Here is a 25,929-nt window from a genome sequence, read left to right as displayed (position 1 = left end):
ACGAACATGCACTTCGGCATATTCAACCTGATGGGCCTGCGCGATAATCCCGGCGGGGTCGCGGGCGTCATCGACGATACGCGCAGCATGGTGACGCTCGCCGAGGATATCGGCTTCGAGATCGCCTGGTTCGCCGAGCATCACTTCACCAATTATTCCGTCAGCGTGTCGCCCCTGATGGTGGCGGCGCACATGGCCGGCCACACCAGCCGCATCCGGCTCGGGGCCGGCGTGGTGGTGCTACCGCTCTATCATCCGCTGCGGGTGGCGCAGGAGATCGGCCTGCTCGACCAGATCAGCGGCGGGCGGGCGGTGCTCGGCGTCGGCACCGGCTACCAGGCCTATGAATTCGAGCGCTACGGCGCCGAGGTCGCCAAGAAGACCGAGATCTTCCTCGAATACTGGTCGGTGGTCGAGCAGGTGCTGGCGGAGGGCCGCGTCGCGTTCGAGGGCAAGCATATCACCGTGCCCGAGACCGCCATCACCGTGCGCCCGGTGCAGCAGCCCATGCCGCCGGTCTATTGCACCTCGCCGCACCCGCCGATCCTCAAGGCGCTGTCGAAATGGGGCGGCGTGCCCTTCATCACGGCCGGCTGGCGCGGCTCGGAGGCGCTGTTCGGCATTGCCGAGCAGGTGCGCGCCTCCTGGGTGCAGGGCGGGCTGGACGGCCCGACCATGCCGGTGGCGCTGCAGCAATATATCCACGTCACCGACAGCGCGAGCGAAGCGCTGGAGGCGGCCGAGCGCGCGCGCTATGTCGGGCGCATGGTGCACGGCCTGCGCAGCAACGTGCTGACGCTGAACGGCTCCTTCGTGGAAGCGGCCCCCATTCCCGACGAGCCGCCGCTGGAGACCTTCCGCGACAACCTGCTGATCGGCGATCCGCATCATGTGGCCGAGCGGCTGGTCTCGGAAATCCGCCGGCTCAACCCGCAGCACTATAACTGCTTCTTCCAGTTCGGCGACATGCCGGTGGCCCGCGCGCGGCGCGCGCTGGAGCGCTTCGGCGCCGAGGTGCTGCCCCTCGTCGAGCGCGAGGTAGGCCCGCTGTCGGCCATCGGAAAGCCTGTCCCGGTCGCGGCCGAGTGACCGGCCATTCACTCCGGAACCGCTTCGGAGAGGTGTAGCCCCAACCGATCTTTCGAACGACGCGGCCGGCAAAAGGCCGCGCGCCAACCAGAGGATGGACGACGATGAACAAGGTATTCTTCTCCGCGGCGACCCTCGCCGCGGTGCTTCTCGCCGCATCCGGCAGCCGGGCGGAAACGCTCGGCCCCGTTACCGACGCGCTCGGCGTGGTGAAGATCACCAAGGGCCAGCCGATCCAGATCGGCGGCTATTCCTCCCAGTCGGGCGGCGACACCAACCAGGGCATCGACGAGCTGCGCGGCGCCGAGATCGCCATCAAGGACGCCGGCGGCAAGGTGCTCGGCTTCCCGGTGAAGCTGCTCGGCGAGGATGCCCAGTGCACCGCCGAGGGCGGCCAGACCGCCGCCACCAAGCTCGCGGGCAACAAGCAGATCGTCGCCGTGCTCGGCCCGAGCTGCTCCTCGGGCGCGCGCGTCGGCGCCCCCATCCTGTGGAAGCTCGGCATTCCGAGCGTCGCGATCGGAGCCACCGCGCCGGCGCTGACCGCCGCCGACCGGCCGGACGGGTTCAAGGGCTTCCTGCGCGTGGTGCCGAACGACCTCAAGAGCGCGGCCTTCACCGCCAGCTACGCCCATGACAAGCTGGGCGTGAAGACCGCCGCCACCATCCATGACGGCAGCCCCTATACCGAGCAGCTGGTGCGCGCCTTCGAGAAAGACTTCATCGCCAAGGGCGGCACCATCGTCGCCAGCGAGGCGGTCTCCCCGACCGACACCGACCTGCGCCCGGTGCTGACGCGCATCGCCACCAAGAAGCCGGAACTCATCTTCACCCCGGTCTTCACCTCCACCGTCGGCTTCCTGATGCGCCAGAAGGACGAAGTGGCCGGGCTTGCCGGGACCAAGGTGATCGGCGGCGAAGGCGTGTTCAGCGCCAACGTGATCGAGGCGGTCGGCCCGAAGATCATCGGCTTCCACATTGTCGGTCCCTCGACCGACCTGTTCTCCGAGCGGTTCCCGGTGTTCGTGAAGAACTTCACCGCGGAATATGGCGAGGCGCCGATCGGCGGCTTCAGCGCCTATGGCTATGACGCCGCGCTGCTGACCATGGCGGCCATCAAGGAAGTCGGCAAGACGGATGCCGAGGGCAATCTCTATATCGGCCGCCAGGCGCTGCACGACGCGATGATGGCGACCAAGGCCCTGCCCGGCCTCACCGGCGCGCTGACCTGCGACACCTACGGCGATTGCGGTGCCGCGACCTACGCGATCTGGGAGTTCACCAGCGACGACCAGTCGTCCTTCGCGCCCGGCACCAACCCCAAGCGGATCTTTCCGTGAGCGAGGTCCCGCGCTCCGCGACGGAGCCGGGGGCATTCTCCGAATGGCTGCGCCGGTCGACCTGGGTCGATCATGTGCTTCTCGCCATCCGGATCAGTGTCGCGGCTCTCGTCCTGGTGGGTCTTGCCGGCGGTCTCACCGCCGGCACCTACTCCGCCGCCGATTTCGTGTCCTTCACGATGTTCGGCCTCACCATTGGCAGCATCTACGCGCTGATCGCGCTGGGCTACACCATGGTCTACGGCATCCTGCGCATGATCAACTTCGCCCATGGCGACGTGATGATGATCGGGTCCTTCGCCGGGCTGTTCGCGGCGGGAGCGCTGAACGATGCGGGGCTGCTCAACGCCCTGCCGCTGCTGGCGCTGCCCTTGGTGCTTGCCGCCGGCATGGCGGGGGGCGCGACGATGTCGCTCATCATCGAGCGCATCGCCTACCGGCCTTTCCTGCATGTGCGCTCGCTGGCGCCGCTCATCTGCGCCATCGGCATGTCCTTTGTCCTGCAATATGCCGCGCGCGGCCTGTTCGGCACGCGTAACCGCGCCTATCCCGGCTTCGGCTGGATGGAGGGGACGGTGAGCCTGTTCGGGCTCATCGTGCCGATCCCGCAGATCGTCGCCTTCATCGCCGCGCTCATTGTGCTGGCCGGCCTGCTGGCGCTGGTGAAGCTGAGCCCGCTGGGCAAGGCGATGCGGGCGGTGGCGGAGGATCGCGATGCGGCGGCGCTGGTCGGCATCAATGTCGGCGCCGTCATCGTCGCCACCTTCGCCATTGGCGGCGCCATGGCCGGGGTCGCCGGCGTGCTCTACGCGCTGGTGTTCAAGCAGATCACCGTCTTCATGGGCTTCGCGCTCGGCGTCAAGGGCTTCGCGGCGGCCATTCTCGGCGGCATCGGCAATCTGGGCGGCGCGCTGCTCGGCGGGCTGGTGCTGGGGCTGGCCGAGGCGCTCGGCCCGGCGCTGGTGCTGGAAGGCTTCGGCCTGCCCGCGCCCTACCAGCTCAAGGACGTGATCGGCTACGGCATGCTGGTGATGATCCTGATCTTCCGTCCCCAGGGGTTGCTCGGCGAGCGACTCGCCTCGAAGCGGGCCTGACGCCATGTCCTTCAACGCCGTTACCAGCTCCTTCAAGGTCACGCGGCGGCGCAAGACGCCGCTGGCCGAGACCCTTCAGGTCGGTGCCCTCGCCGGCTTTGCAGCGATCGGCTTCGCGCTGATCGGTGCCTATGTGGCGATGGACAAGCGCCATGTGGTGGAAGACACGCTGACCCTGTCGCAGATCGCCTTCGCGCTGATGGCCATCGCCGCCGGCTATGTCGCCGGGCGTGACCGGCAAGGCCGACCCTCGGGCACCCGCGTCGTCGTTCACGGCGCGGTGGCGGGGCTCACGGCGGGGCTGTGCGTCTCGGCTCTCGTTCTGCTCATGGGGTCCGTCAGCCTGCGCGCCACGCTGGTGGCGGCCAGCCCGATGCTGATCAAGGCGCTGAGCCTTGGCGCGCCCATCGGCTCGCTGCAGGCGCTGGTGCAACTGCCCGCGCTCGGCGCCCTTCTCGGGGTGATCGGCGGGCTGTTCGCGGCCATGCCCAGCCGCTACCGCCGTGCGCTGACCTATGGCTTTGCATTCGTCCTCATCGCCGGCCTGTTCCGCGATGTCTTCGTCAGCGTGCTGGACAACCTGCCCGACCTGAACGGGCCGGATTGGGAGGTGTTCGGCCCCGGCGGGCTCAATCGCGGCTCGGCGCTGCTGTTGCTGGTGGGGGGCGCGCTGTTCTGCCTGGTTCGGGATCGCTGGAACGCACAGATCGATCCGGCACGCCGGGCGCGCTCCTCGAAAGCCGGGCTCGCCTTGCTGCTGGTGGGCGTTCTCGTCCTGCCGCTGGTCACCAACGATTTCGTGGCGCAGGTCGCCATGCTGGTGGCGCTCTACATGCTGATGGGCATGGGGCTGAACATCGAGCTGGGCCTTGCCGGGCTGGTCGATCTCGGCTTCGTCGCCTTCTTCGCGGTTGGCGCCTACACGGTCGCGCTCATGTGCTCGTCCGGCCCGCTGGCCGTCGCCGACGTGTCGTTCTGGGTGGCGCTGCCGGTGGCGGTGGTACTTGCCGCCGGCGCGGGCATGCTGTTCGGCCTGCCGGTTCTGCGGGTGCGCGGCGACTACCTCGCCATGGCGACGCTGGGGCTTGGCGAAATCATCCGCGTGCTGGTGCTGTCCGATGCGCTGGCGCCCTATCTCGGGGGCTCGCAGGGCATCATCGAGATCGACCATCCGCGCATCTTCGGCGTCTCGCTGCAATCGCCGGCCGCGCTCTACTACCTCGCCCTGGCGCTGGCCGGCGTGGTCGCCTTCATATCCTGGCGGCTGCAGCACGCCCGTATCGGCCGGGCGTGGCTCGCCATGCGCGAGGACGAGGACGTGGCGCAGGCGCTCGGCATCGATCCCGTGGCGTCCAAGCTGCTCGCCTACACGATCGGCGCGGCCTTCGCCGGGGCGGCGGGCGCGGTGTTCGCGGCGCTGGTCGGGTCGGTCTATCCCCATTCCTTCCAGCTGCTGGTGTCGATCAACGTTCTGGCCATCCTGGTCATCGGGGGTCTCGGCTCGCTTCCCGGCGTGCTGGTGGGGGCGATCGTGCTGATCGGACTTCCGGAGCTGCTGCGCGAGTTCGGCGAGTTCCGCTACCTGTTCTACGGCATCGCGCTGGTGGCGATGATGCATGTGCGGGCCGAAGGCCTGTGGCCGGCCACGACCCAGACCCAGGAGAACGCCCGTGCCTGACGTCCTCCCCCCCAATCTCCCGCTCGCCATCCCCCCGCGCGCGCCGCTCTTGGACGTGCATGGCCTGAAGAAGGCGTTCGGTGGCATGATCGCCATCCAGAATGTCGATCTCCGCATTGCCGAGGGCAGCGTTCACGCCATTATCGGGCCGAACGGCGCGGGCAAGACCACCGCCTTCAACTGCATCACCGCCTTCGTGCAACCCACGGCCGGCACGATCTACCTCGGCGGCGAGCGTATCGATGGATTGCCGGCGCATGTGGTGGCGCGGCATGGCGTGGCGCGCACCTACCAGAATGTCCGGCTGTTCCCCAACATGACGGCGTTGGAGAACGTGCTGGTCGGCCAGCACCGCCGGCTGCACGCCACGTTCTGGGAAGCCATCCTGGGCAGCGGGCGCTTCCGCCGCGAGGAGGCGGAGGCACGCGCGCGGGCGCACCACTACCTCGCCTTTGTCGGCATCCCGCAGCGGGCCGGCGATCTTGCCCGCCACATGCCCTATGGCGACCAGCGTCGGCTGGAGATCGCCCGTGCGCTGGTGGCCGGGCCGCGCATCCTGATGCTCGACGAACCAGCGGCCGGCATGAACCCGGCCGAGGGCCGCGCGCTGGTCGAGCTGATCGAGCGCATCCGCACCGAGCTGGGCGTCACCGTCGTGCTGATCGAGCATCACATGCGCGTGGTGATGGCGGTGGCCGAGCGGATCACCGTGTTCAATCGCGGCGCCATCCTCACCGAGGGCACGCCGGGTGAGATCCAGGCGGATGAGCGGGTGATCGAGGCCTATCTCGGCCGCCGCAGCGGGCAGATCGCCGCCCCTGCCGCGTCCCCCGAACCGCAGCGCCAGATGGAGGCCCGCATCGCATGAGCAAGGCGCTGGACGTCTCCAACCTCACCATCGCCTATGGCGAGATCGCCGCCGTGCGCGAGGTGAGCTTCACCGTCGAAGCCGGCGAGATCGCCACCATCATCGGCGCCAATGGCGCGGGCAAGACGACCATCCTCAACGCGTTGTGCGGCCTGCGCGACGTTCGCTCCGGCTCCATCCGACTCGGCGAGGACGACATCACCGCCCTGCCCCCGCATGAGCGGGTGCGCCACGGGCTCTCGCAGGTGCCCGAGGGGCGCCGGCTGTTCGGCCGCATGAGCGTGGCGGAGAACCTCGAGATCGGCGCCTATGCCCGGCGCGACCACGCCGCGCGCCGGCACGACCTCGACCATGTGCTGGAGCTGTTCCCGCGCCTGCGCGAGCGCTACCGCCAGCTGGCCGGCACGCTCTCGGGCGGCGAGCAGCAGATGGTGGCGATGGGACGCGCCCTGATGACCGCGCCCAAGGTGCTGCTCCTCGACGAGCCGACCATGGGGCTGGCGCCGCAGATCGTCGACCTCGTCATCGATGCGGTGCGCCGGGTGAATGGCGAGGGCGTGACGGTGTTGCTGGTGGAGCAGAACGCCTATAGCGCGCTGGAAATCGCCGACCGTGCCTTCGTGCTGGAATCGGGCGAGATCACGCTCACCGGCAACGGACCCGACCTCATCACCCACCCGCGCGTGCGCAGTGCCTATCTGGGATATGACGCATGATGCCCTCACCCACGGACCCCACAATACCGGCCCCTTCGGCCCAGGCGCCGGACTCGGCCGGCTTCCGCGCGGCGATGCGCGAGCTTGCCGCCGGCGTCACCATCATCACCGCCGGACGCGACGGTGGGCGCCGCGGACTGACCGCCACCGCGGTGTGCTCGGTATCGGCCGACCCGCCGACGCTCCTCGTCTGCATCAACCGCAGCGCCGAGGGGCACGCGGCGATCCGCGAGAGCGGTGCCTTCTGCGTCAATGTCATCGCCGCCGAGCACCAATGCCTGGCGGAGCGCTTCGCCGGCCGGGACGGGGCGCGCGGCGCGGAGCGCTTCGAGCATGGCGAATGGCGCTCGCTGGCCACCGGCGCGCCGGTGCTGGCGGACGCCGTCGCCGCCTTCGACTGCCAGGTGATCCAGGCGATCGACGCCGGCACGCATACGGTGTTTCTCGGTGCCGTCACGGCCACCACGGTCTCGCCGCAGCGCGCCGCGCTGCTCTACCGCGCCGGCGCGTTCGCCCCAGCGAACTGACGGCCATCACGACAGGACCGAGGGGACGAGCGCGCACGCACGCGGCAAAAGGAGCGGGGCTCCGCCGCGGGCGCCCCGCGAGGAAACACGACAATGACCGTCAAGAAACTGCATAATGTCTATGTCGGTGCCGGCGACATGGCGGCGAGCCGCCAATTCTACGAGCAGGTGCTGGGCCTGACCCCGAAATTCGCCGATGGGGAGCGCTGGGTGCAATATGATGCGGGCGGGGTGAACTTCGCCATCGGCTCGTCGGCCGAATATCCCGGCGGCGCGGCGGGCGCGGTCGCGGTGTTCGAGGTGGACGACCTCGACGCTCGGCAGACCGAGCTGAGCGCGGCCGGCATCCGCATCCTTGCCGCGCGCGACATGGGCAGCCACGGTCGCACGGTGACGCTGGTCGATCCGTCGGGTAATTATCTCCAGCTTTTCCAGCGTCGCGGCGCGTCCTGAGCGCGTCCGGCTTATTCAGCAACGAGGAAGATCGACATGACCGACCGCATCATTCTGCGCGCGGGTGAGGCGCTTGTCGCCGGCGGCCCGCCCGGCACGGCCGCCGAGCCCGAAGTGGTGATCGGCGCGCTCGACGGGCCGGTCGGCACCGCGCTGGCGACGCTGACCGGCTCGCAGGTCGCCGGCCATACCAAGGTGTTCGCGCTGCTCAACACCGATATCATGGTGCGCCCGGTCACGCTGTGCGTTTCCAAGGTGACGGTGGAGGACAACCGCTACACCAGCATCCTCATGGGCACGGTGCAGTTCGCCATCGCCAACGGTGTGCTCGACGCGGTGCGCGCGGGCTATATCCCGAAGGAACAGGCCAATGATCTCGGCATCATCTGCTCGGTCTGGCTCGCGCCTTCCGTCGTGACCGAACCCAATCTCGACCACAAGATCCTGTTCGACCTGCACCGCCGGGGAACCACCGAGGCGATCCGCAAGGCGATGACCGGCGAGCCCTCGATCGACTGGCTGCTGGAGAACCAGGACAAGATCATCCACAAATATTACCAGATGGGCCTCGACGGCAAAATCTGACCTACCCCGCCGCCGCCCATCGGGCTGTTGCCGCCCGTGCGCCCTGGCGAGCCGATATCCGGCGGAGCCCCCTCCCCGCTGGACAAGAAGGCCCGATCCGCCCACTCCAGGCGGATCGGGCCCGGCTTCAGGAGGCCGTGAGGCCGCGGGCGATCAGCCGGCCAAGTCTCGTGGCGAAGGCATTGGCGTCGGTCGGCTTCTCGCCGTCGAGCACCCGGGCGGTGTCGAGCAGCAGATGCGCGACATCGGCCTTCACCGCCTCGTCCGACGTCGCCGCGAGGCTCGCGATCATGGCGTGACGGGGGTTCACCTCGAGGATCGGCTTGGCGGCGCTGCCGATGCGGCCGGCGGCGGCGAGCATGCGCTCGAACTGCCGGTCCGGCCCGCTCTCGGCGGCGATGAGGCACACCGCGCTGTCGGTCAGGCGGTCGGAGGCGCGCACATCCGCCACGTCTTCCGCGAGCGTTTCCTTGATCGCCGCGATGAGCGCCGTCACTTCCGCGCTGGCCTCGGCCGGGGGCGGCGTATCGCTGTCCAGCAGCGGTATGAGGCCGAGATCGGCGGCGCCCTGCGTCACCGACTTGAACGGCTTGCCCTCATGGTCGAGCCCGCTCGCCACCCAGAAGGCATCGACCGGATCGGCCAGCAGCAGAACCTCGATGCCGCGGGCGCGGAAGCCTTCCAGATGCGGCGAGCTGGCAATGCGGGCGGCATCGTCGCCGGCTATGTAATAGATCGCCGTCTGGTTCTCGCGCAGCACGGCCACATAATCCTTGAGGCTGCGCGTGCCCTCGCCCGAGGCGGTGGTCTTGAAGCGGGCAAGGCCGAGCAGTTGCTCGCGGCGCTCGAAATCCTCGTAGAGGCCTTCCTTGATGACCGCGCCGAAATTCTCCCAAACCTTGCCGAAGGCCTCGCCATCCTGCTCGGCCAGCTTGGCGAGTTCGGAAATCACGCGGTTGGTCACGCCCTTCTTGATCGCGCCGAGCAGCGGGCTGTCCTGAATCATCTCGCGCGAGACGTTGAGCGGCAGGTCGGCGCTGTCGACCACGCCGCGCACGAAGCGCAGGTAACGCGGCAGCAATTCGGCATCGTCGGTGATGAAGACGCGCTTCACATAAAGCTTGATGCGACCCTTGCGGTCGGCATCGAACAGGTCGAACGGCCGCGCACCGGGGATGAAGGCAAGCGCGGTGTACTCGAAACGGCCCTCCGCGCGGAAATGCACGGTGAGTGCCGGCTCGTCATACTGGCCGGCAACGCTGCGGTAGAAATCGGTGTAGTCCTGCGCGCTGATGTCCGACTTGGACTTGGTCCACAGCGCGGCGCCGTCGGAGAGCGAGGCGGCTTCCGCGCCCGGCTTCTCGACCAGCGTGATCGGCACCGGCACATGGCCGGACTGTTCCTTGACGATGCGCTCCAGCGTCCAGCGCTCGGCATAAGATTTGGCGTCGTCGGTGAGGTGCAGCAGCACCCGCGTGCCGCGCACGGGGGCCTCCTCCAGAGCGACGGGGGCGACGGAATATTCGCCCTTGCCATCCGAGGCCCACACCCAGGCCTCCGAGGCGCCGGCGCGGCGGCTGACGACCTCGACTTTCGAGGCCACCATGAAGGCGGAATAGAAGCCCACGCCGAACTGGCCGATGAGCTGCGCGCCCCGCTTGGCGCCGTCCTGGCCCTCGACCTCCGCGATGCGATCCATGAAGCCGCGCGTGCCGGAGCGGGCGATAGTGCCGAGCGCCTCGATCATCTCGTCCCGGCTCATGCCGATGCCGTTATCGGCGATGGCGAGCGTGTTGGCCTCCGGGTCGGCGGCGATGGTGATGGCGAGCCTGGGATCGTCGCCCAGCAGCGCGGGGCTGGCGATCGCCTCGTAGCGCAGCTTCTCGCAGGCATCGGCGGCGTTGGAGACGAGTTCGCGCAGGAACACGTCGCGGTCGGAATAGACCGAGTGCACCATCATGTGCAGCAGGCGGGAAACATCGGCCTCGAAAGGGCGGTTCTCGGTGGTCTCTGTCGTCATGGCGGCACGCTGTTCGAGGGAAACTCAGGCCGTGACATGGCAAGAACGCGAGAGAGTTTCAAGACGTCGGCTCGGCGCCCCGCTCACGCTCGCGCGCCCACGGCCGCATCCTGCGCTGCGAGGCAACCCGGACACCATCGATGAGGGGCGTGGATCCGGGTCCGGGGCGGACGGGTCAGCGGGATGAGGCCTCGGGAAGCGCGGGCGCGGGTCGCCCGGCCGGTTCCGGCACGATCCGGAGCGCCCGCAGCGCGTTGAGGATGACCGCGACGTCGATCACTTCCTGCAGCAGGGCGCCCTGCACGGGGGTGAGATATCCCAGCGCCGCCGCCACCATGCCCAGTATCGACAGCCCAATCCCGACCACGACGCTTTGGAGCGCGATGCGGCGAGAGCGCTGGGCGATGTCCATCCCCGGCAGCAGCCGGTCCAACTGATCGACCAGCAGGACGACATCGGCCGCCTCGGCCGAGGCGGCCGCACCGCGCGCGCCCATGGCGACCCCGATATCGGCGGCGGCCAGCGCGGGAGCATCGTTGACCCCGTCGCCCACCATCATGACCGGGCCATTCGCGCGCTCGGCGAGGACCACCCCAACCTTCTCGTCCGGAGCCAGGTCCGCGCGGATGGCGTCGAGGCGAAGCCCGGCGGTGACGGCTTCCGCCACCGCCCGGCGATCCCCCGTCGCCAGCAGGATACGGCGGATGCCCAGTCGGCGCAGCTCGGCGAACAGGTCGGCGATGCCGGCCCGCAGCGCATCGGCCATGACCAGATGGCCCATCAGCTTGCCGTCTACCGCGAGCGCCACCACGACCGATCCAGCATTGCGGATCGCGCCTTCAGGTTCGGCCGTGCCGATCTGCGAGGCGACGAAACCCACGCCGCCGACCACGACCCTGCGGCCGTTGATGATGCCGCTGACGCCGTCTCCCGCGGTCTCCACGATCTGCTCCGGGAGCGGCAGCACGGCACCGCGCGCCCGGGCCGCCGCAACGATGGCCTGCGCGATGGGATGTTTCGAGGCCTGATCCAGCGCGGCGGCGAAAGCCAGAACCTCGTCCTCGGTCAAGGCGCCGAGCGTGTCGATCGAGACCACCTGCGGCCGCCCGTCGGTCAAGGTGCCGGTCTTGTCGAGGATCAGCGTCCGGATCCGCGCCAGCGATTCCAGCGGCTTCGCGCCCTTGATCAGCACCCCGAAATGGGCGGCACGCGACAGGCCGGCCACCAGCGCGACAGGAACGGCGAGGATCAGCGGACAGGGGGTGGCGACCACCAGAACCGCCACCGCGCGGATCGGATCGCCGGTGAACCACCAGGCCGCCGTTGCCAGCGCCAGCGTGACGGCCAGAAACAGCAGCGAGTAACGGTCCGCCAGCCGGGCCATCGGCGCCTTGGAATGCTGTGCCGCCTCGACCAGCCGGACGATGCCGGCATAGGTGCTGTTGGCCGCGCGGCGGCTGACCCGGAGATCGAACGCGTCACCCGCATTGGTCGAGCCGCTCATCACCTCCTGGCCACGCTCCAGCCGCACGGGCATGGATTCGCCCGTCAGTGCCGACTGGTCGAGCATCGCGCGGTCGTTCTCGACCGTGCCGTCGACGGGCGCGATGTCGCCCTGCCGGATCAGAACAAGGTCGCCGGGCTCGATCTCGTCAAGCGGCACGTCCTCAAGCGCCCCGCCGCGCTTGCGCGTCGCGGTCCTTGGCACGCGCGACAGAAGATCGGTCATCTCGCGCCGCGCACGGCCCTCGGCGAAGCTCTCCAGGAAGGTGCCGCCGGAATACATCAGCGCGACCACGGCCGCCGCGAGCGTCTCGCCGACCAGCAAGGCGGCCGACATCGACAGGGCGGCGACGATGTCCAGCCCGACCTCGCCCTTTGCAAGGCTACGAACGATCTCGACCACCAGCGCCGCCAGCACCGGGGCGACGCCCGCCGTCCATGCCAGTTTGGCGAGATGGGCCTGCCCGCCGAGCAGCAGGGCAAGGCCCGCGACGAGGCCGAGCCCGGCAATGGCCAGAAGCGCGATGTTGAGGCGATCGAGCAGCAAGGGTTTCATCAGGCGTGTATCCCGCAATCAAGCCACACGCTCGGAAACCGAACGGGTTTCGAACCACCGTCCAGCCCGCGCTCGTGCAAAGCTGGGCGACACCCCGTCAATGGAACAGGTCAGCAAGTGTATGCTCACCCGCCAAGTCTACGCCGCGCGGAACGCCTGTCGCCATCCGTGCTGTTGCCGATGCGTCATCGATCCAGCCGGTCGCTGCGAAGATCGAGACCGTGATCGGAATGGAGGCGATCTGTGCCGCGAAGGGACTGCCGCGTCGCGGTTTTCCGCGCCTGCCGCCTGGCCCATAGGCCTGAGCCGGCGGGTATGGCGGAAACGAAAAGAGGTTGGCCGAAATCCAACATGAACCCCTGCGCCCGGCCCCGCCATTCATGCGCCAGAGGTGAGACATTTGGAGGGTGAGCCGGGGCATGCCGTTACAGAAGCAGGCGGTCTTCGATGGTCCCAACGATGTGCGGCTGCGGCTTTGGGAGCCCGCCGCGCAGGGCGGCATCCCCATCCTGCAACAGGGCGAGGGCGCAAGCGAGGGGCATAGCGATGTGCCGCGGGCACGCAGCGGCGGGCTCCATGGCGGGTGCTGCGCGATCTTCGTGCCCTCGGGCGAACTCATATTGGCGACGCCCGACGCGAACGGCCACGACATCTCGCCGATGCCGCCGCCGATCGACCGGATCGCGGCGCTGGAAGCCGCCCCGGAACGGCTCGACATCGCGCTGCGGCACGGCACGGCGCCTCGTCGATAGAATTGCGGAAGAATCGAACATAAAGACAGCCGGCTAAAGGCGTGCGGTCGCAGGCCGCTACCCAAGCTGTAAAAGCCTGTTCATGTCGGCCCGGTCGTATTCGCTGGGCGGACGGTCCGAGAAGGTCCGATGGTCAGACCTATGGTTAAACTCCGCCGCTAAGGATCCTTCTAGTGTAGTCCACCCGAACTGCCGGGTGGAACTTTACCCCACAATGATCGGCCATGCATCGCGAACAACAAGCCGCACCTGCGGACACGCAGAATGCTGCGCCTGTGGCACTTCGATTGCAAGGCTCCAGAGAATCGCGCTCTTGAAGATCATCAGTCTTGCGAATGCAATCACATCATGAGACGTCACCCAAGGGAGCCCATGAAGGGCATCCTGTGTCCGCCAATGGCGAAGATGGAGGAATGGCTGGTGATGAGTGGCTCTCATAAACTCACCCGCACCAACTTTCTCGTCTGCGTCAGCGTTATCGCGCTGTCCGCCTGTTTGACACCCTGGCGGGTCGCCCACGCTGCGGATCCAGTCCTTCGCGATGTTGTCAGCGGAGCGGACGGCAGGGAATTTACCATCCTTGCAGGCCAGCCGGTCGATTCCACGGAGGGCGCATCTGCCGGGTCACTGACGCGAGGGCTGGCGTTCCGAATGCTGTCGCCTGCGTCCACCACGGCGGTGGAAATAGGCTCGCGAGGCGGCAACGGAGCCTTGGGCGCTCCCCTCACCAGCAGCGGTATCTACGCGTCGAGTTTCGCATCGGCGGGCAAGGCGGGCGGCAATGCCGGCAACGTCTGGCTGGCCCTTCTCGGCACGTTCAAGGGCGACGGTAGCCAGTCGCAGAACGCCGCGCTCGTTTACCTCTATTCGATCGGCGGCGACGGGCGGGTCGGAACCCCGGGGATTGGCAAGGGAGGCCGAGCCGGAACGGTCACGCTCGACCTTGGTGCGGATATCAGCACCAAGGGAGACAATTTCTTTGGTGTCTGGGCACGCTCCAAGGGCGGACAGTCGGGTCGCAACCAGCCGTATGACGGCCAGTTCTATGTCCCCTTCGCCTTCGCGAAGCCCGCCGATGCCGGCGAATATGCCGGTGCCAACGGCAATAAGGTGGACGTCACCATCCGGGCGGAGGCGTCCGTGATCACCCATGGCAAGGGCGCCCACGCCGTGGTGCTCGAATCCATCGGTGGATCGGGGCTCGACGGCGGCCGCAAGCATGACGAGGTTCTCACCCGCGGCGGCGATGGCGGGGAGGTCCGGCTCGCCAATTCCGGCCTCATCGCCACGAACGGCAGCGGCTCGGCCGGATTGCTGCTTCAGTCGGTGGGCGGTCACGGCGGCGATCAGGTCTACGTCCCGCTCGGCATCCAGATCGGCGACGCCACGGGCGGGTCCGGCGCGAATGGCGGCAATGGCGGCCGCGTCAGCGTCGGTCAGGCCGGCTCGATCGACACCCGGCAGGACTATTCCTTCGGCGTCTCCGCAGCGTCGATGGGCGGTGTCGGCGGTGTCGGCAACGATTCCACGGGCATTCATGTCGGTTCCGCCGGAAATGGCGGCAATGCGGGAAATGGCGGCAAGGTGGACGTCGTCAATACGGGCGAGGTAAGGACGGCCGGCAAGGGCTCCGTTGGCATTGCCGCCCAAAGCCTCGGCGGCGGCTCGGCCCTTGGAGCGCTGCAGACGGAGGACATAAGGCCCGGCTCTTATACCGGCGGCGGCGCCGGCGGTTCGCTGATCGGCCTGTCGCTCGACGGCGAGGCCGGCCAAGGCGGCTCCGGCGGCAACGGGGGCAACGTCCAGATCAGGAATGCGGGCACGATCTCCACGTCGGGAGCCAGTGCGCATGGCATTCTGGCGCAGAGCGTGGGCGGCGGCGGCGGTGCGGGCGGCGATTCCGCGACGGCCTTCTCCGTGCTGCTCGGGGCCGCCACGCGCGTCACATCCGGCTCCAGTTCGGGCGGCGCCGGCGGGGGCGGGGCCGGCGCGGGCGGGGCCGGCGGCAATGGCGGGGTCGTCGAGATCCTTCCCTCCTACGACAGCCGCGGACAAATCGAGACGACCGGCGACAATGCCAGCGGCATCGTCGCCCAGAGCATCGGTGGGGGCGGCGGCGTGGGCGGAATCGCCGCCGCGAAGGCGCCGGGCGCGCCTATCGCCATCACCATCGGCATCGGCGGAAGCGGTGGCGACGGCGGCAGAGGCGATCTGGTCAGTGTCATCAACACCTCGGACATAAGCACCGCCGGAAATACGTCTCATGGCATCGAGGCGAGCAGCATCGGCGGCGGCGGCGGACGCGGCGGCGACGCCTCGTCCTATACCGCCGCCGTCGGGCTGCCCGGCGTAGTGGCCGGGGGCGTGACATTCGCCATTGGCGGCGCCGGCGGCAATGGCGGCTCCGGCGGCGGGGTCAACCTGCTCAATCTCGCCGACGTGACCACCTCCGGCGACAACTCCATCGGCCTGCTCGCCAGCAGCATCGGCGGCGGCGGCGGCAACGGCGCGACGGCCAGCGCACTCGCGGAAATGCTCGGGGTCACGGCGAATGTCGGGGTCACCATCGGGGTCGGCGGCTCGGGAGGCGGCGGCGGCGGCGGCGGAGCCGTCCGCGTCAGCAATGGCGGCAAGATCGAAACCTCCGGTGAGTTCGCGCCCGGTGTCCAGGCGGTCAGCATCGGCGGCGGCGGTGGCAATGGCGGGTCCGGAAAGGCCACCTCGTCCACCGGCATCAAGCAGGGCGAGATCCTCTCGACGCTTTCCGACGCGGTTCCGACGGGCGCCTCGCTGGGCATCAACGTTAGCGTGGGCGGCAGCGGCGGCGGCGGCGGAAACGGCGGCGAGGTGACGGCCGACAACCTCGGCAGCATCACCACGCGGCGCGAATCCTCGACAGGCATGCTGGCACAAAGCGTCGGCGGCGGCGGTGGCAACGGCGGTGGTTATGTCTCGGGCGGCAAGACGTCGTTCTCCGCAAGGATTGGCGTCGGCGGCAGCGGCGGCAAGGGCGGAGACGGCGGCGCTGTCACGGCGACGAACGCGACCGGCGCCGTCATCTCCACGAGCGGAGACGGTTCGGTCGGACTTCACGCCCAGAGCATCGGCGGCGGCGGCGGAAATGGCGGGGCCTATGGCGCCGCGACGCCGCAGAAGACGGAAAAGAGTGCCGGCGCGAGTGCGAGCGGCAGTTTCCTGCTCAAGATGGCCGACGCGCTGATCAAGGGAAATGACCTCGCCGCCAAGCTCTTCGGCAAGAAGGTCTCCTTCCTCGATTCCGACAGCCTCTTCCAGCAGCGCGTCAGCGACGCGGCTTTCGCGGTCAAGACGATCAAGTCGGCACTTAGCTCGGCGGCGGACGCGACCGCCAGACCCGTCCCGGTGAAGCCGCCATCGACCTTTGCCGCCGCCCGTGACAACGACGACGACGCTACCGTCAGCGCGAAGAGCACCGCTGAGATTTTCCTGGATTCCATACGCGAGTCATCTCGCGCGGCTGCCATGGAATACATTATCGGCGACTTCGCCAGCCGGGCCAAGAATGCGCTCAAGAGCGCGATCGGCAGCCGGCGGCTCAAGTCCCCTATCCCCCTGCCCCTGACGCTCGACATGCAGGTTGGCGGCACCGGCGGCGATGGCGGAAACGGTGGCCCGGCTGCCGCGCGCAACGATGGCGGCATCGAGACGAGCGGTGCCGCGGCCGCCGCCATGCTGGCTCAGTCGATCGGCGGCGGCGGCGGCACCGCGGGCGGCGGCGTGACGCTCGGGCCGGACATGCTCGATGTCAAGGGAACGCTGGGCAGTCGTTCCGCGGGTGCCGATGGCAATGGCGGCCGCGTCACGGTGAACAACACCGGCTTGCTGCGCACATCGGGCAATGCCTCTTTCGGCATGGTGGCCCAGAGCATCGGCGGCGGTGGCGGCATCGTGACGGCGGTGTCCAATGCCGCCATGACCGGGACCATGAATGTAACCATGACCCTCGGCTCGACCAGCACGGCAATGGCGAATGGCGGCGACGTCGCCGTGTCCAATACCGGAGCCATTGCCACCTCAGGTCGGGACGCGCACGGCATTGTTGCGCAAAGTATCGGTGGCGGAGGCGGCATGTATATCGTGAACCGCCAGAGCGTGCTGGGTGCCGAAGCCCTCGCGACGAGTGAAACCGAGGCACAGGCGCTGAGCGATCTCGAGGATATTCTCGCCCTTGCGGCGGAGCGCACGGGTAACGCGGATATCGACCTGCGAGCCTCCCTTGCCGCGGCGGCTGCCTCCGAAGTCCCGTCGGCATCGGTCAAGGCCCAGTTTGGCGGCATCGGCGCCAATCGGACGGATGCTTTCGGCGGCTCAGGCGCGAATGTCAGCGTCGAGTATCTGGGTTCGATCCGCACGACGGGAGTGGGTGCGATCGGCATCGTCGGGCAGAGCATCGGCGGCGGCGGCGGTCTTGGCGCGGACGCGAGCGGCTTGTCCACGCCGGTTCACTTCGAACTGAGCTTCGGAGGCGTGCCGCTGGCGGTAAACGACACACCGGCCAGCGGCGATGGGGGTTCGGTGAGCCTGTCTTTCGGCAAGGGCGCGTCGATCGTCACGAAGGGCGCCGGCGCCCATGGCGTGCTGCTGCAGTCGATCGGCGGCGGCGGCGGCTATGGCGGCGTCGGCACGGGCACCATAAGCCGCGCGTCCCTTGCCGAGAGCGTCGCCGACGTCGATTGGCGGGATGTCGGTCTGCGGACGGCTTCCTACGGAAACGGCGGCGACATTTCGGTCGGCATGGCACGGTGGCCGAACGGCCCGATGTCCATTGAAACAAGCGGCGCGCGTGCGCACGGGCTCTACATCCAGAGCCTCGCCGGAGGCGGCGGTGCCGCCTTCGACGTGAACGGCGCCAACGTGGCTCCCGTGACCGACACGGCCGGCCAACCCGCCGTGGTTGATTATATCTACGCTCCCTTTACCGCGAACGGCAGCCCCTATGTCTATGATCCCGGTGCCGTTTACGGGGTCGCCGCCTCTCTCCTCGGCGTCGGGCATGCCGGCCGGGTGAGCATCGATACCCAGGGCACGATCAACGCGACCGGCCGGGATGCCTATGGCATCTTCGTCCAGAATGGCCGCCAGAAGACGGATGGTTCGATCGATCCGCGCGTGCCCGGTTGGAGCGGCACCGTCTCGATCCGCAACGAGGGAACGATCTGGGGCGGCTCCGGCACGGGTGCCGGCATCCGCATCGACGGCGCCGGCAGCAACAGCATCACCGTGCCATGGAATTCGGCGCTGGGGGCGAAATCGGGCGTCGCGATCATCTCCAGGCTCGGAACGACCACGATCACCAATGCCGGGCTGATCGAGGGCGATGTGCTCCTGTCGAGCTCCGCGTCGAATCCGTTCGTCAACGAGGCGAACGGCACCTATCGCAGCCGCGCCGGCAAGGGCACGCTCGATCTGGGCCTGACCGGCCTGTTCACCAATCGCGGGACGCTCGATATCGGCGGAATCGGTCGCGTCTCCGACCTCTCCGTTAGCAGCCGCGCGCTGCTGGGGGGCCAGATGCTGGCCGATGTCCGCAGCACCGCCAAGGGCATCACCAGCGCCGATCTCCTTTCGGTCTATAACCTGACCTTCGATGGCGTGAACATCCGGCCCAGCGCGGTGGACGGGCTTCTGCCGGGGAGCTACCGGGTCATCGAATGGCTCATGAAGAGCGGCAGCGGCGCCCCGACCGTCACCAATTATGGTGGGGTGCCCATCTCCTGGAACTCGGGCATCCAGCGCAACGCGGTCATCCTGACGCCGTCCGCCAATTTCCTCACCCCCGATACGGCGAACTGGAACGCGAACGAGCGCAATCTCGCCGCCACCTATCAGACGGCGTGGAACGCCAGCTCGTCCGGCGAGGCGCCGGTTTTCGCCCAGCTCGCCAATCTGACCTCCGCCGGGAGCTATCGTCAGGCCATGGACAGCCTGTCCAGCGAGGAACAGCTGTCCCCCGCGACCACGCAGACGCTTGCCGCGCGCGGCGCGATGAATGCGGCGCTGAGTTGCCCGATCTTCGTCGACAACAGCGTCATGATCACCGAGAGCGAATGCGCCTGGGCCCGTGTGACCGGCTCGCGCATCCATGCCTCGGACAATGCGGTTGCCGACGGCTTCACCCAGACCGGCGTCACCATGCGGCTGGGCGCGCAGTGGGAAGTCGCCGACAACTGGTTCATGGGCGTCACCGGCGCCTACACCAATACAAGCCTCGACAGCAATGACGGCTATACCCGCACAGACGGCGACAGCGGCGACCTCGCCGTCTCCATCAAACACCAGGTGGGGCCGTGGCTCTTCGCGGCATCGGCCGAGGCCAGCTTCGGCGTGTTCGACACCACGCGTTATTTCAACTTTGAATCGGCCAGCCCCAGCGACACCAGCACATCCAACATCTGGACCGCGGGACTGCGTCTGCGCGCCGCCTACGAACTGCCCCTGCCCAATGAGAGCTTCTATCTGCGGCCCTATGTCGACCTCGATGCCATCTACACCCACATGCCGGGCTATCAGGTCGGACTGTCTGCCGGCAGCCATCTCAACGTCGGCACCTTGCAGGACTGGACGTTCGCACTGACCCCGGCGCTCGAATTCGGCGCGCGCATCGACCTCGATGACGGCTCATGGCTCCGGCCCTATGCCATGGCCGGCATGACCTTCCTGTTCGAGAATGACACCAGCGTCACGGCCAGCTTCGATACGGCGCTGGCGCAGGGCATCGATTTCACGACCCAGTCCCCGCTTCCCGACACGCTGTTCGATATCGGAGCCGGTCTGCAATTCATGTCCAACGATACCTATGAGCTGCGCGGCGAGTATCGCGCCCAGATCGGCAGCGACTATCTCGGCCAGGAGGCCAGCCTGCGCTTCTCGGTTCGGTTCTAACGCAATCGCGGCGGCGCGTGGCGAGGCTCCCTTGCCACGCGCCCTCTCTCCGAGGCGCCTCGGAGCGCTACGGGGGGCATGGCCTGGCCCGTCCTCCGTCCTGCGCCACGGGATGCGATGGCCTTCGAGCGAGGTACTACGCGCCGACGCCTTTTCGGCGGCGTCCGGTGGAACGCCACCACGCGCGCGCACCGGCTATCTCAGCGACCACTGAATATTGGTGCATTCGCGGTAGGCGGCATCGGTCTCCTCCTGCACGTCCATACTGAGCCGGTGAAGCAAGCGATAGACCAGATTACCCGTCGAGCGCTGGCCCGCCGCGACGATCTCGCCGCTGCGATAGGTCCGCAACTGCGCGAGCAGGTCCGAAAAATTCGCGCAGCGGAAGGCCGGCTTGTCGGCGAAATAGGTGACCATCAGCGCATTGTATTTTCCGACGACCTCCTTCGTCTTCACCTGCATGTCCGTGCGGTCGAAACGGTCCTCGATCGTGCCAGGCATGGAGAACCAGCGATTGACCCGGGCCGGGTCCTGCGACCACAGGGCGAAATGGGGAACGCCGCCCTCGTCGGCCTCGCTGGGGCGGCGGGAGCCGCGGAACAACACTTCGACGGCAACCCCGTTGAAGGTGATCTGGCCCTGCTGTTCGAGTTTGGTCAACCGGTTGTAGAAGCTGAGCAGCTTCTCGAAATCCGCCGGCGCGACGGAGGCCGGTGCCGCGAGGAAGACGTGGACGTCCAGATCCCCCTTCTCGTCCCATTCCCTTGAAATATTGCTGCCGAGCAGGTCAATGTCGGTGATGCGGACCGTCTCCGGGGGGAACGCCAAGCGGTCGAACATCGATCGGACCAAGGCAAGGGTGCGCTCGCGCACATCCTGGCGAAACGTTCCGTCGGCGTTCCACAGGCGCGGATTGAGCGTCGCTGGAAAGGTGGTCAACGCGGAGATCGCCGCGGCAAGCTGCTCGTCCGTCTCCAGCACCAGTGCAGGCACGGCGCGATAGGGCGACTGGAGGTAGAAGGAAGCCCCCATATCGGCCAGCGCGGCAGAGGTGACCGCCAGAGCTGAAAGAAGAGCCAGATACTGGCCACATCGACGCGCCCACGAGACCGGATACCCCCAAAAAGGAGTAACGACACCCCACCGACCGACCATAGAACTCCCCCCATAAGACGATCAGATTATTGAAACAGTTTAGTTTTAACAACAATCTCCTGTTGCACAGCAAACCACGTGCACCGACTCGGCGGGTCCGCTGCACATATTCTGCCGTCACATCGCTGCGCGCGGTGCGGTGGAAGAGCGCACATCCGGCAGCCGCAACGCATCCACGTCCCGCGTGACATCCCTTGAACAGCCCGCGCGTCAGCGGCTTCTTCCGCGATCATTTCGATCTGGAACTCTACGTCCGCAAGCTGGCGAAGAACCGCGTGAAGCTTCTCACCATCTGAACCGCCCCGAGTTTTCCAGACGCCGTCGGCTTTCGCTTTGTGCTGGCGTGCGAACTCGAGGGGTGACAGCGTTCCGTGCATGCTTGCCGGTGGGCCCGTCGACGGACAACGCGGCAACCGAGCTTGCGGTAGAACCCGTGCGGTCCGTGCCCTTGCCCACCGTCATGACGCAGACATGGCCGGCAAGCAGGCCATGGCGTGCCGGAACCGGTCCGAATCGACCGACTCCGGCGAGGCGTGAGGGAAACTGTCCATCCCGATCAGGGGGAAGGCGCGGCGAGGCGACGCCGCGCGGCGTAGCGGTTCTCGGGCATGGAAAGGCCGAGATTCTCGCGCAGCGTGGCACCTTCATATTCTTCGCGGAACAGACCGCGGCGGCGCAATTCCGGCAGGACCAGCTTCACGAAGTCGTCGAGGCTCGCGGGCAGCGTGGGGAACATGAGGATGAAGCCGTCGGCGGCGCGGGTCTCGAACCATTCCTCCATGAAATCGGCGATCTCCGTTGGCGTGCCCGTGATGCCGTTGCCGGTGTGCTTCTCGGCATAGTGCCGCACCAGTTCGCCGACCGTCCGGCCCTGCTTCACGAAGTCGACCAGTTCCTCGAACATCGCCTTGGAGCCCTTCGGCGATTCCGGCAGGCGTTCCATCGGGAAGGGCTTGTCGAGCGGCACCCCCGAAAGGTCGGCTTCGAGGAATTCGCCGAGCATCAATCGACCGACATCGGGGTGCAGCTGGTCGATCAGGAAATCGACCTTTGCCTGCGCCTCCGCGCGGGTCTCGCCGACATTGATGACGACGCCGGGCATGATCTTCAGATCGTCGGGGTTGCGGCCGAAGGCCGGCATTCGCCCTTTGACGTTTTGGTAGAAGGCGCGATTTCGGTCGATATTGGACGCGAGCGAGAAGACGATCTCGGCGGTGCGGGCGGCAAGTTGCATGCCCGGATCCGAGGCGCCGGCCTGCGCAATGACGGGCCGGCCCTGCGCGGACGGCGCGATATTGAGCGGCCCTCGCACCTGGAAATGCGTTCCCTTGTGGTTCAGCGTGTGAACCTTATCCTTGTCGTAATAGACCCCGCTTTCCCGATCGAGCACCAACGCATCGCGCTCGAAGGAGTCCCACAGGCCGAAAACCACGTCGACGAACTCGGCGCCGCGCGCATAGCGAAGTGCGTGCGGGTCGAGGCCCTCGCGGTTGAAATTGTAGCCGGTCTCGTCGTGATCCGACGTGACGACGTTCCAGCAGGCCCGTCCCTTGCTGAGCTGGTCGATGGAGGCGAAGATGCGCGCGACGTTGTACGGCTCGTAATAGCTGGTCGAGACGGTGGCCACGAGGCCGAGGCGCTCGGTCGCGACCGCAAGTGCGGAGATCAGCGAGAGCGGCTCGAAGCGGTTGGCCTTGGTGGGGCTCCGCGCCAGGGCGTCGGGATCGCCCACGCCGGCGGCCGCAGAATCGGCCAGGAACATGAAATCGAATTTCGCCGCTTCCGATTTCTTGGCAATATCGCGAAAATGATCGAACTCGTTGGCCGCATGGACATCGCTGGCCGGATGTCGCCAAGCAGCGGCATGAAAGCCGTAAGTATAACAGAACGTGCCGAGCTTCATCTTGTCGGTTCTGGCCATCGATAGTCCCTCTGCGTGCTTGCCGCGCACTTCTTGCAGGGGCCGACGATATGGTTGGCCTCGTAGGCCGACAATCCGATGAAAGCTGACGTCTGATTTAGTAAATCTAAATCAGAAATCTCCTAAGTCAGAGATCTCGTGGCGGTCGCTTGGCGGTCGGGCGTTCCGCTTTTTCCAGCGCCATAGGCCTCGTCCTGCGCCTTGCCGAGGGCGGTGAGCCAGCGGTGAAAGGTGCGGCTGTGCGGCTTCTCAAAGGCGGAGGCGGACCAGGCCAGATAGTAGGGCTCGGGCATGCGCATCCGAATGTCGAAGGGGACGATCAGCCGTCCCGCCGCGATGTCGTCGGATACCATGGAGAATTGCCCGAGCGCGCAACCCTTGCCGTAGAGCGTGGCATCGAGCGCGGCGTTGGAGAAGGAAAAGGTCATGTGCGGTACGACCTCGCCCATCTCCAGCCCGACATGACGGCTCCATTGGGTCCAGTTCGGCGACTGGCCTGCGGGATTGGGCCACTCGATGCCGATCAGTGGCAGGACGTGCAGCAGTTCAGCGGGGTTGCGGGGCGCGCTGTCGCGCAACAATTGCGGCGTGCAGACCGGCACGACGTAGTCGGTGAACAGGACGGCCGTCTGGGCGTGCCGGGCGGCGTTCGGGCCATAGGTGACCCGATAGTCGATGTCCTCGCGGTCCAGATCCGGTTCGGCGGCGTCGCCGATCAGTCGGACCTTGGCGTCCTTGTTCTGTCCCTGCCAGTCGAAAACCCTGGGTCCGAGCCATTTCGTGGCGAGCGAGCGAAGGCTGCTGACGGTGAGTACCGCACTCGACTTGGCTGCGCGGATGATATCCTGCGCGCTCCGCAGCGCGCCGAATCCGGTGGCTAGTTGCGCGTGATAGGTATGGCCGAGCAAGGTGAGGCGCACCGAATTGCCATGGCGATGCACCAGCTTCACGCCCAGCACCTCTTCAAGATGGCGGATATGCTGGCTGATCGCGCCGGTCGTCACACCGAGCGCGACCGCCGCGTCGGTCATGCTGCCGGTGCGCCCGAACCATTCGAAAGCCAGCATGGCGCGAAGGTAGGGCAGATCCTTCACCGGGCTACTCCTTTAGCTGAGCTAAATGAGAAAGCAGCCCATGCCCACTTCGTCAACACAAATTGTATCGCTATGTTTTTAGGCAGGGGCGCAGGCTCCACAAAAATCCAGAGGCGCGGCAAAGTCGCGGAAGAAGGACTCGTTTCGATGTTCAAGACATATGCGGTCGATATACGCAGCTTGCTCAAGCGCCTGACGGCTTCAGCGCTGGTCGCCTCGGCGGTTTTTGCGGCGGGTCCGGCTTCGGCGGACGCCTGGGACAAGGTCAAGAGTTCCGGCAAGCTCACCGCGGTGACGGAGATGCAGTTCGCCCCGTTCGACATGCTGGTGGACGGTAAATATACCGGCGTGAACAGGGACATTCTCGACGAGATCGGCAAGGAGCTGAAAGTCGAGATGGTCTATGTCGACCTGCCCTGGACCAGCGTCCTGCCCGGCCTCGAATCCGGCAAGTATGATTTCGTCTCCGCGCCGATCAACGCGACCAAGGCGCGGCTCGAACGCTATGCCTTCACCAATCCGTTCGCCTATTCCGGTAGCGCCTTCATGAAGCGCAAGGGCGATGCCACGATCAGCAAGCCGGAAGACCTGAAGGGCAAGACCGTCGGCGTCGTGAAGGCCAGCGCGATCCTGAAGCAGGTTCAGCTCTTCAACGAGACGACCCCGGTCACGATCCGCGAATATACCGACAACAACCAGCTCTATGCCGACCTCGCGATCGGCCGGGTGGACGCCGCGGCAAGCTCGCACGCCAACGTCTCCTACGCCGCCAAGCAGCGCCCCGAGGCGTTCGATGTGGTGCAGCCCAATTTCGGGGTACCGACCTATTATTGCTGGATCGCGCGCAAAGATGACGACAGCAAGCGGCTGATCGAGGAGGTCAACAAGGCGCTGGCCGCCATCATCGCCGACGGCCGTCTCGCCAAGATCCAGGAGAAGTGGTTCGGCGCCTCCTACACGCTGCCCGCGGTCCTGCCGCCGCCGCAGATCTGAGTCGGCATCGGAGCGCGCCGCTTCATGTCAGCCATCCTCAGTTCGGCGCCCCTTCTTTTCGAAGGGGCGCTCATGACGGTCTACGTCTCGCTTCTGGGCGTGCTGGTCGGCGTTCCGATCGGAATCCTGGTTCTCATCACCGGAACGCTGGGCACGGCGGGCCGTCTCTTCACGAAGATCTATGTCAGCTATTTCCGCGGTGTCCCGCTGCTGGTGCAGTTGCTGGTCCTGTTCAATTTCCTGCCCTGGATAAAGTTCGACATCTCGGCGACCGCCGCCGCCGTCACCGCGCTCGGCCTGATAACGGCGGCCTATGTCTCGGAGATTCTGCGCGGCACGCTTCATTCCATTCCCCCCGGACAAAGCGAGGCGGCCGCGGCCCTGGGTTATGGCCCGCGCGCGACGTGGCAATATATTTTGCTTCCGCAGGTAATCCGCCTTTCCATTCCAGCACTTTTCAATGAATTAACGCTGCTTCTGAAGTCGTCCTCACTGATCTCGGTCGTCGGCATCGCCGAGCTTACCCGCGTCAGCCAGAACATCGTGGCGACCACGTTTCGTCCGGTGGAAATCTATCTCGTGGCCGCCGGCATCTACATCGTCATGAGCCAGATTCTTCTTACGGCCGGGCGGCTGCTCGAGCGCCACTGGGCGAGGCGTTGAG

Annotated in this window: 18 protein-coding genes; 13 read left to right on the top strand and 5 right to left on the bottom strand. The window is 67.0% G+C overall.

Annotated elements, in window-relative coordinates; all coding sequences use genetic code 11:
* Positions 1-6 precede the first annotated feature (6 nt).
* The 9 genes from FHS55_RS08895 to FHS55_RS08855 all read left to right on the top strand — a co-directional run bounded on the left by FHS55_RS08895 (position 7) and on the right by FHS55_RS08855 (position 8,350).
* Positions 7-1,089 (top strand): LLM class flavin-dependent oxidoreductase, encoded by a 1,083-nt coding sequence (locus FHS55_RS08895; RefSeq protein WP_183189380.1) that lies wholly within the window; start codon positions 7-9, stop codon positions 1,087-1,089.
* Between the two features lie 104 nt (positions 1,090-1,193).
* Positions 1,194-2,429: a branched-chain amino acid ABC transporter substrate-binding protein gene (locus FHS55_RS08890; protein ID WP_183189379.1), complete on the top strand. Its 1,236-nt coding sequence runs from the start codon at positions 1,194-1,196 to the stop codon at positions 2,427-2,429.
* Entirely contained in the window at positions 2,426-3,523 is a 1,098-nt protein-coding gene (locus tag FHS55_RS08885) for an ABC transporter permease subunit (protein WP_183189378.1), read from the top strand. The genes FHS55_RS08890 and FHS55_RS08885 overlap by 4 nt, the downstream gene beginning before the upstream one ends.
* Before the next feature lie 4 nt (positions 3,524-3,527).
* Positions 3,528-5,201: a branched-chain amino acid ABC transporter permease gene (locus FHS55_RS08880; RefSeq protein ID WP_183189377.1), complete on the top strand. Its 1,674-nt coding sequence runs from the start codon at positions 3,528-3,530 to the stop codon at positions 5,199-5,201.
* Positions 5,194-6,069 carry an ABC transporter ATP-binding protein gene (locus FHS55_RS08875; RefSeq protein WP_183189376.1) on the top strand — a complete coding sequence of 292 codons (876 nt, stop codon included), beginning with the start codon at positions 5,194-5,196 and terminating at the stop codon, positions 6,067-6,069. Before FHS55_RS08880 ends, FHS55_RS08875 begins: the two co-directional genes overlap by 8 nt.
* The gene (locus tag FHS55_RS08870; protein WP_183189375.1) at positions 6,066-6,785 is read left to right on the top strand and encodes an ABC transporter ATP-binding protein; all 720 of its coding nucleotides are present in this window, start codon (positions 6,066-6,068) and stop codon (positions 6,783-6,785) included. The genes FHS55_RS08875 and FHS55_RS08870 overlap by 4 nt, the downstream gene beginning before the upstream one ends.
* Entirely contained in the window at positions 6,782-7,312 is a 531-nt protein-coding gene (locus tag FHS55_RS08865; protein ID WP_246339997.1) for a flavin reductase family protein, read from the top strand. The genes FHS55_RS08870 and FHS55_RS08865 overlap by 4 nt, the downstream gene beginning before the upstream one ends.
* A 93-nt stretch (positions 7,313-7,405) precedes the next feature.
* Positions 7,406-7,765, top strand: coding sequence for a VOC family protein (locus FHS55_RS08860; RefSeq protein WP_183189374.1), 360 nt, complete (start codon positions 7,406-7,408; stop codon positions 7,763-7,765).
* A 36-nt stretch (positions 7,766-7,801) separates the two neighbouring features.
* A complete protein-coding gene (locus FHS55_RS08855; protein ID WP_183189373.1) occupies positions 7,802-8,350 on the top strand; it encodes a formaldehyde-activating enzyme in 549 nt (182 codons plus the stop codon).
* Positions 8,351-8,477: 127 nt separating this feature from the next.
* On the opposite strand, the gene htpG is transcribed toward FHS55_RS08855, so the two are convergent.
* Both htpG and FHS55_RS08845 read right to left on the bottom strand, forming a co-directional pair.
* The gene (gene htpG, locus FHS55_RS08850) at positions 8,478-10,370 is read right to left on the bottom strand and encodes a molecular chaperone HtpG (protein WP_183189372.1); all 1,893 of its coding nucleotides are present in this window, start codon (positions 10,368-10,370) and stop codon (positions 8,478-8,480) included.
* Between the two features lie 175 nt (positions 10,371-10,545).
* Positions 10,546-12,429, bottom strand: a complete 1,884-nt coding sequence (locus FHS55_RS08845; protein ID WP_183189371.1) for a heavy metal translocating P-type ATPase — start codon at positions 12,427-12,429, stop codon at positions 10,546-10,548.
* A 419-nt stretch (positions 12,430-12,848) separates the two neighbouring features.
* Between FHS55_RS08845 and FHS55_RS08840 the strand changes: the two genes are divergently transcribed.
* Entirely contained in the window at positions 12,849-13,181 is a 333-nt protein-coding gene (locus tag FHS55_RS08840) for a membrane dipeptidase (RefSeq protein ID WP_183189370.1), read from the top strand.
* A gap of 711 nt (positions 13,182-13,892) precedes the next feature.
* Positions 13,893-20,102, top strand: a complete 6,210-nt coding sequence (locus tag FHS55_RS08835; protein ID WP_210286914.1) for an autotransporter outer membrane beta-barrel domain-containing protein — start codon at positions 13,893-13,895, stop codon at positions 20,100-20,102.
* A gap of 195 nt (positions 20,103-20,297) precedes the next feature.
* On the opposite strand, the gene FHS55_RS08830 is transcribed toward FHS55_RS08835, so the two are convergent.
* The 3 genes from FHS55_RS08830 to FHS55_RS08820 all read right to left on the bottom strand — a co-directional run bounded on the left by FHS55_RS08830 (position 20,298) and on the right by FHS55_RS08820 (position 24,272).
* On the bottom strand, positions 20,298-21,257 hold the full coding sequence (locus FHS55_RS08830; RefSeq protein WP_183189368.1) for a hypothetical protein: 960 nt from the start codon (positions 21,255-21,257) through the stop codon (positions 20,298-20,300).
* A gap of 556 nt (positions 21,258-21,813) precedes the next feature.
* On the bottom strand, positions 21,814-23,178 hold the full coding sequence (locus FHS55_RS08825) for an LLM class flavin-dependent oxidoreductase (protein WP_183189367.1): 1,365 nt from the start codon (positions 23,176-23,178) through the stop codon (positions 21,814-21,816).
* Positions 23,179-23,300: 122 nt separating this feature from the next.
* Positions 23,301-24,272, bottom strand: coding sequence for a LysR substrate-binding domain-containing protein (locus FHS55_RS08820; protein WP_183189366.1), 972 nt, complete (start codon positions 24,270-24,272; stop codon positions 23,301-23,303).
* A gap of 147 nt (positions 24,273-24,419) precedes the next feature.
* On the opposite strand from FHS55_RS08820, the gene FHS55_RS08815 reads away from it, so the two are divergent.
* On the top strand, positions 24,420-25,265 hold the full coding sequence (locus FHS55_RS08815; protein WP_183189365.1) for a transporter substrate-binding domain-containing protein: 846 nt from the start codon (positions 24,420-24,422) through the stop codon (positions 25,263-25,265).
* Between the two features lie 24 nt (positions 25,266-25,289).
* A complete protein-coding gene (locus FHS55_RS08810) occupies positions 25,290-25,928 on the top strand; it encodes an amino acid ABC transporter permease (protein WP_183189364.1) in 639 nt (212 codons plus the stop codon).
* Position 25,929 lies beyond the last annotated feature (1 nt).

The organism is Ancylobacter tetraedralis, assembly GCF_014195655.1.
Lineage (GTDB): Bacteria > Pseudomonadota > Alphaproteobacteria > Rhizobiales > Xanthobacteraceae > Ancylobacter > Ancylobacter tetraedralis.
Note: the sequence above shows the minus strand (reverse complement) of the source record. Positions and strands in the feature narration are given on the sequence as shown.

Coding starts and splice junctions, on each gene's coding strand:
- FHS55_RS08895 (WP_183189380.1), top strand. CDS start 7: ATGCACTTCGGCATATTCAACCTGATGGGCCTGCGCGATAATCCCGGC.
- FHS55_RS08890 (WP_183189379.1), top strand. CDS start 1,194: ATGAACAAGGTATTCTTCTCCGCGGCGACCCTCGCCGCGGTGCTTCTC.
- FHS55_RS08880 (WP_183189377.1), top strand. CDS start 3,528: ATGTCCTTCAACGCCGTTACCAGCTCCTTCAAGGTCACGCGGCGGCGC.
- FHS55_RS08870 (WP_183189375.1), top strand. CDS start 6,066: ATGAGCAAGGCGCTGGACGTCTCCAACCTCACCATCGCCTATGGCGAG.
- FHS55_RS08865 (WP_246339997.1), top strand. CDS start 6,782: ATGATGCCCTCACCCACGGACCCCACAATACCGGCCCCTTCGGCCCAG.
- FHS55_RS08860 (WP_183189374.1), top strand. CDS start 7,406: ATGACCGTCAAGAAACTGCATAATGTCTATGTCGGTGCCGGCGACATG.
- FHS55_RS08855 (WP_183189373.1), top strand. CDS start 7,802: ATGACCGACCGCATCATTCTGCGCGCGGGTGAGGCGCTTGTCGCCGGC.
- htpG (WP_183189372.1), bottom strand. CDS start 10,370: ATGACGACAGAGACCACCGAGAACCGCCCTTTCGAGGCCGATGTTTCC.
- FHS55_RS08845 (WP_183189371.1), bottom strand. CDS start 12,429: ATGAAACCCTTGCTGCTCGATCGCCTCAACATCGCGCTTCTGGCCATT.
- FHS55_RS08840 (WP_183189370.1), top strand. CDS start 12,849: ATGCCGTTACAGAAGCAGGCGGTCTTCGATGGTCCCAACGATGTGCGG.
- FHS55_RS08830 (WP_183189368.1), bottom strand. CDS start 21,257: ATGGTCGGTCGGTGGGGTGTCGTTACTCCTTTTTGGGGGTATCCGGTC.
- FHS55_RS08825 (WP_183189367.1), bottom strand. CDS start 23,178: ATGGCCAGAACCGACAAGATGAAGCTCGGCACGTTCTGTTATACTTAC.
- FHS55_RS08815 (WP_183189365.1), top strand. CDS start 24,420: ATGTTCAAGACATATGCGGTCGATATACGCAGCTTGCTCAAGCGCCTG.
- FHS55_RS08810 (WP_183189364.1), top strand. CDS start 25,290: ATGTCAGCCATCCTCAGTTCGGCGCCCCTTCTTTTCGAAGGGGCGCTC.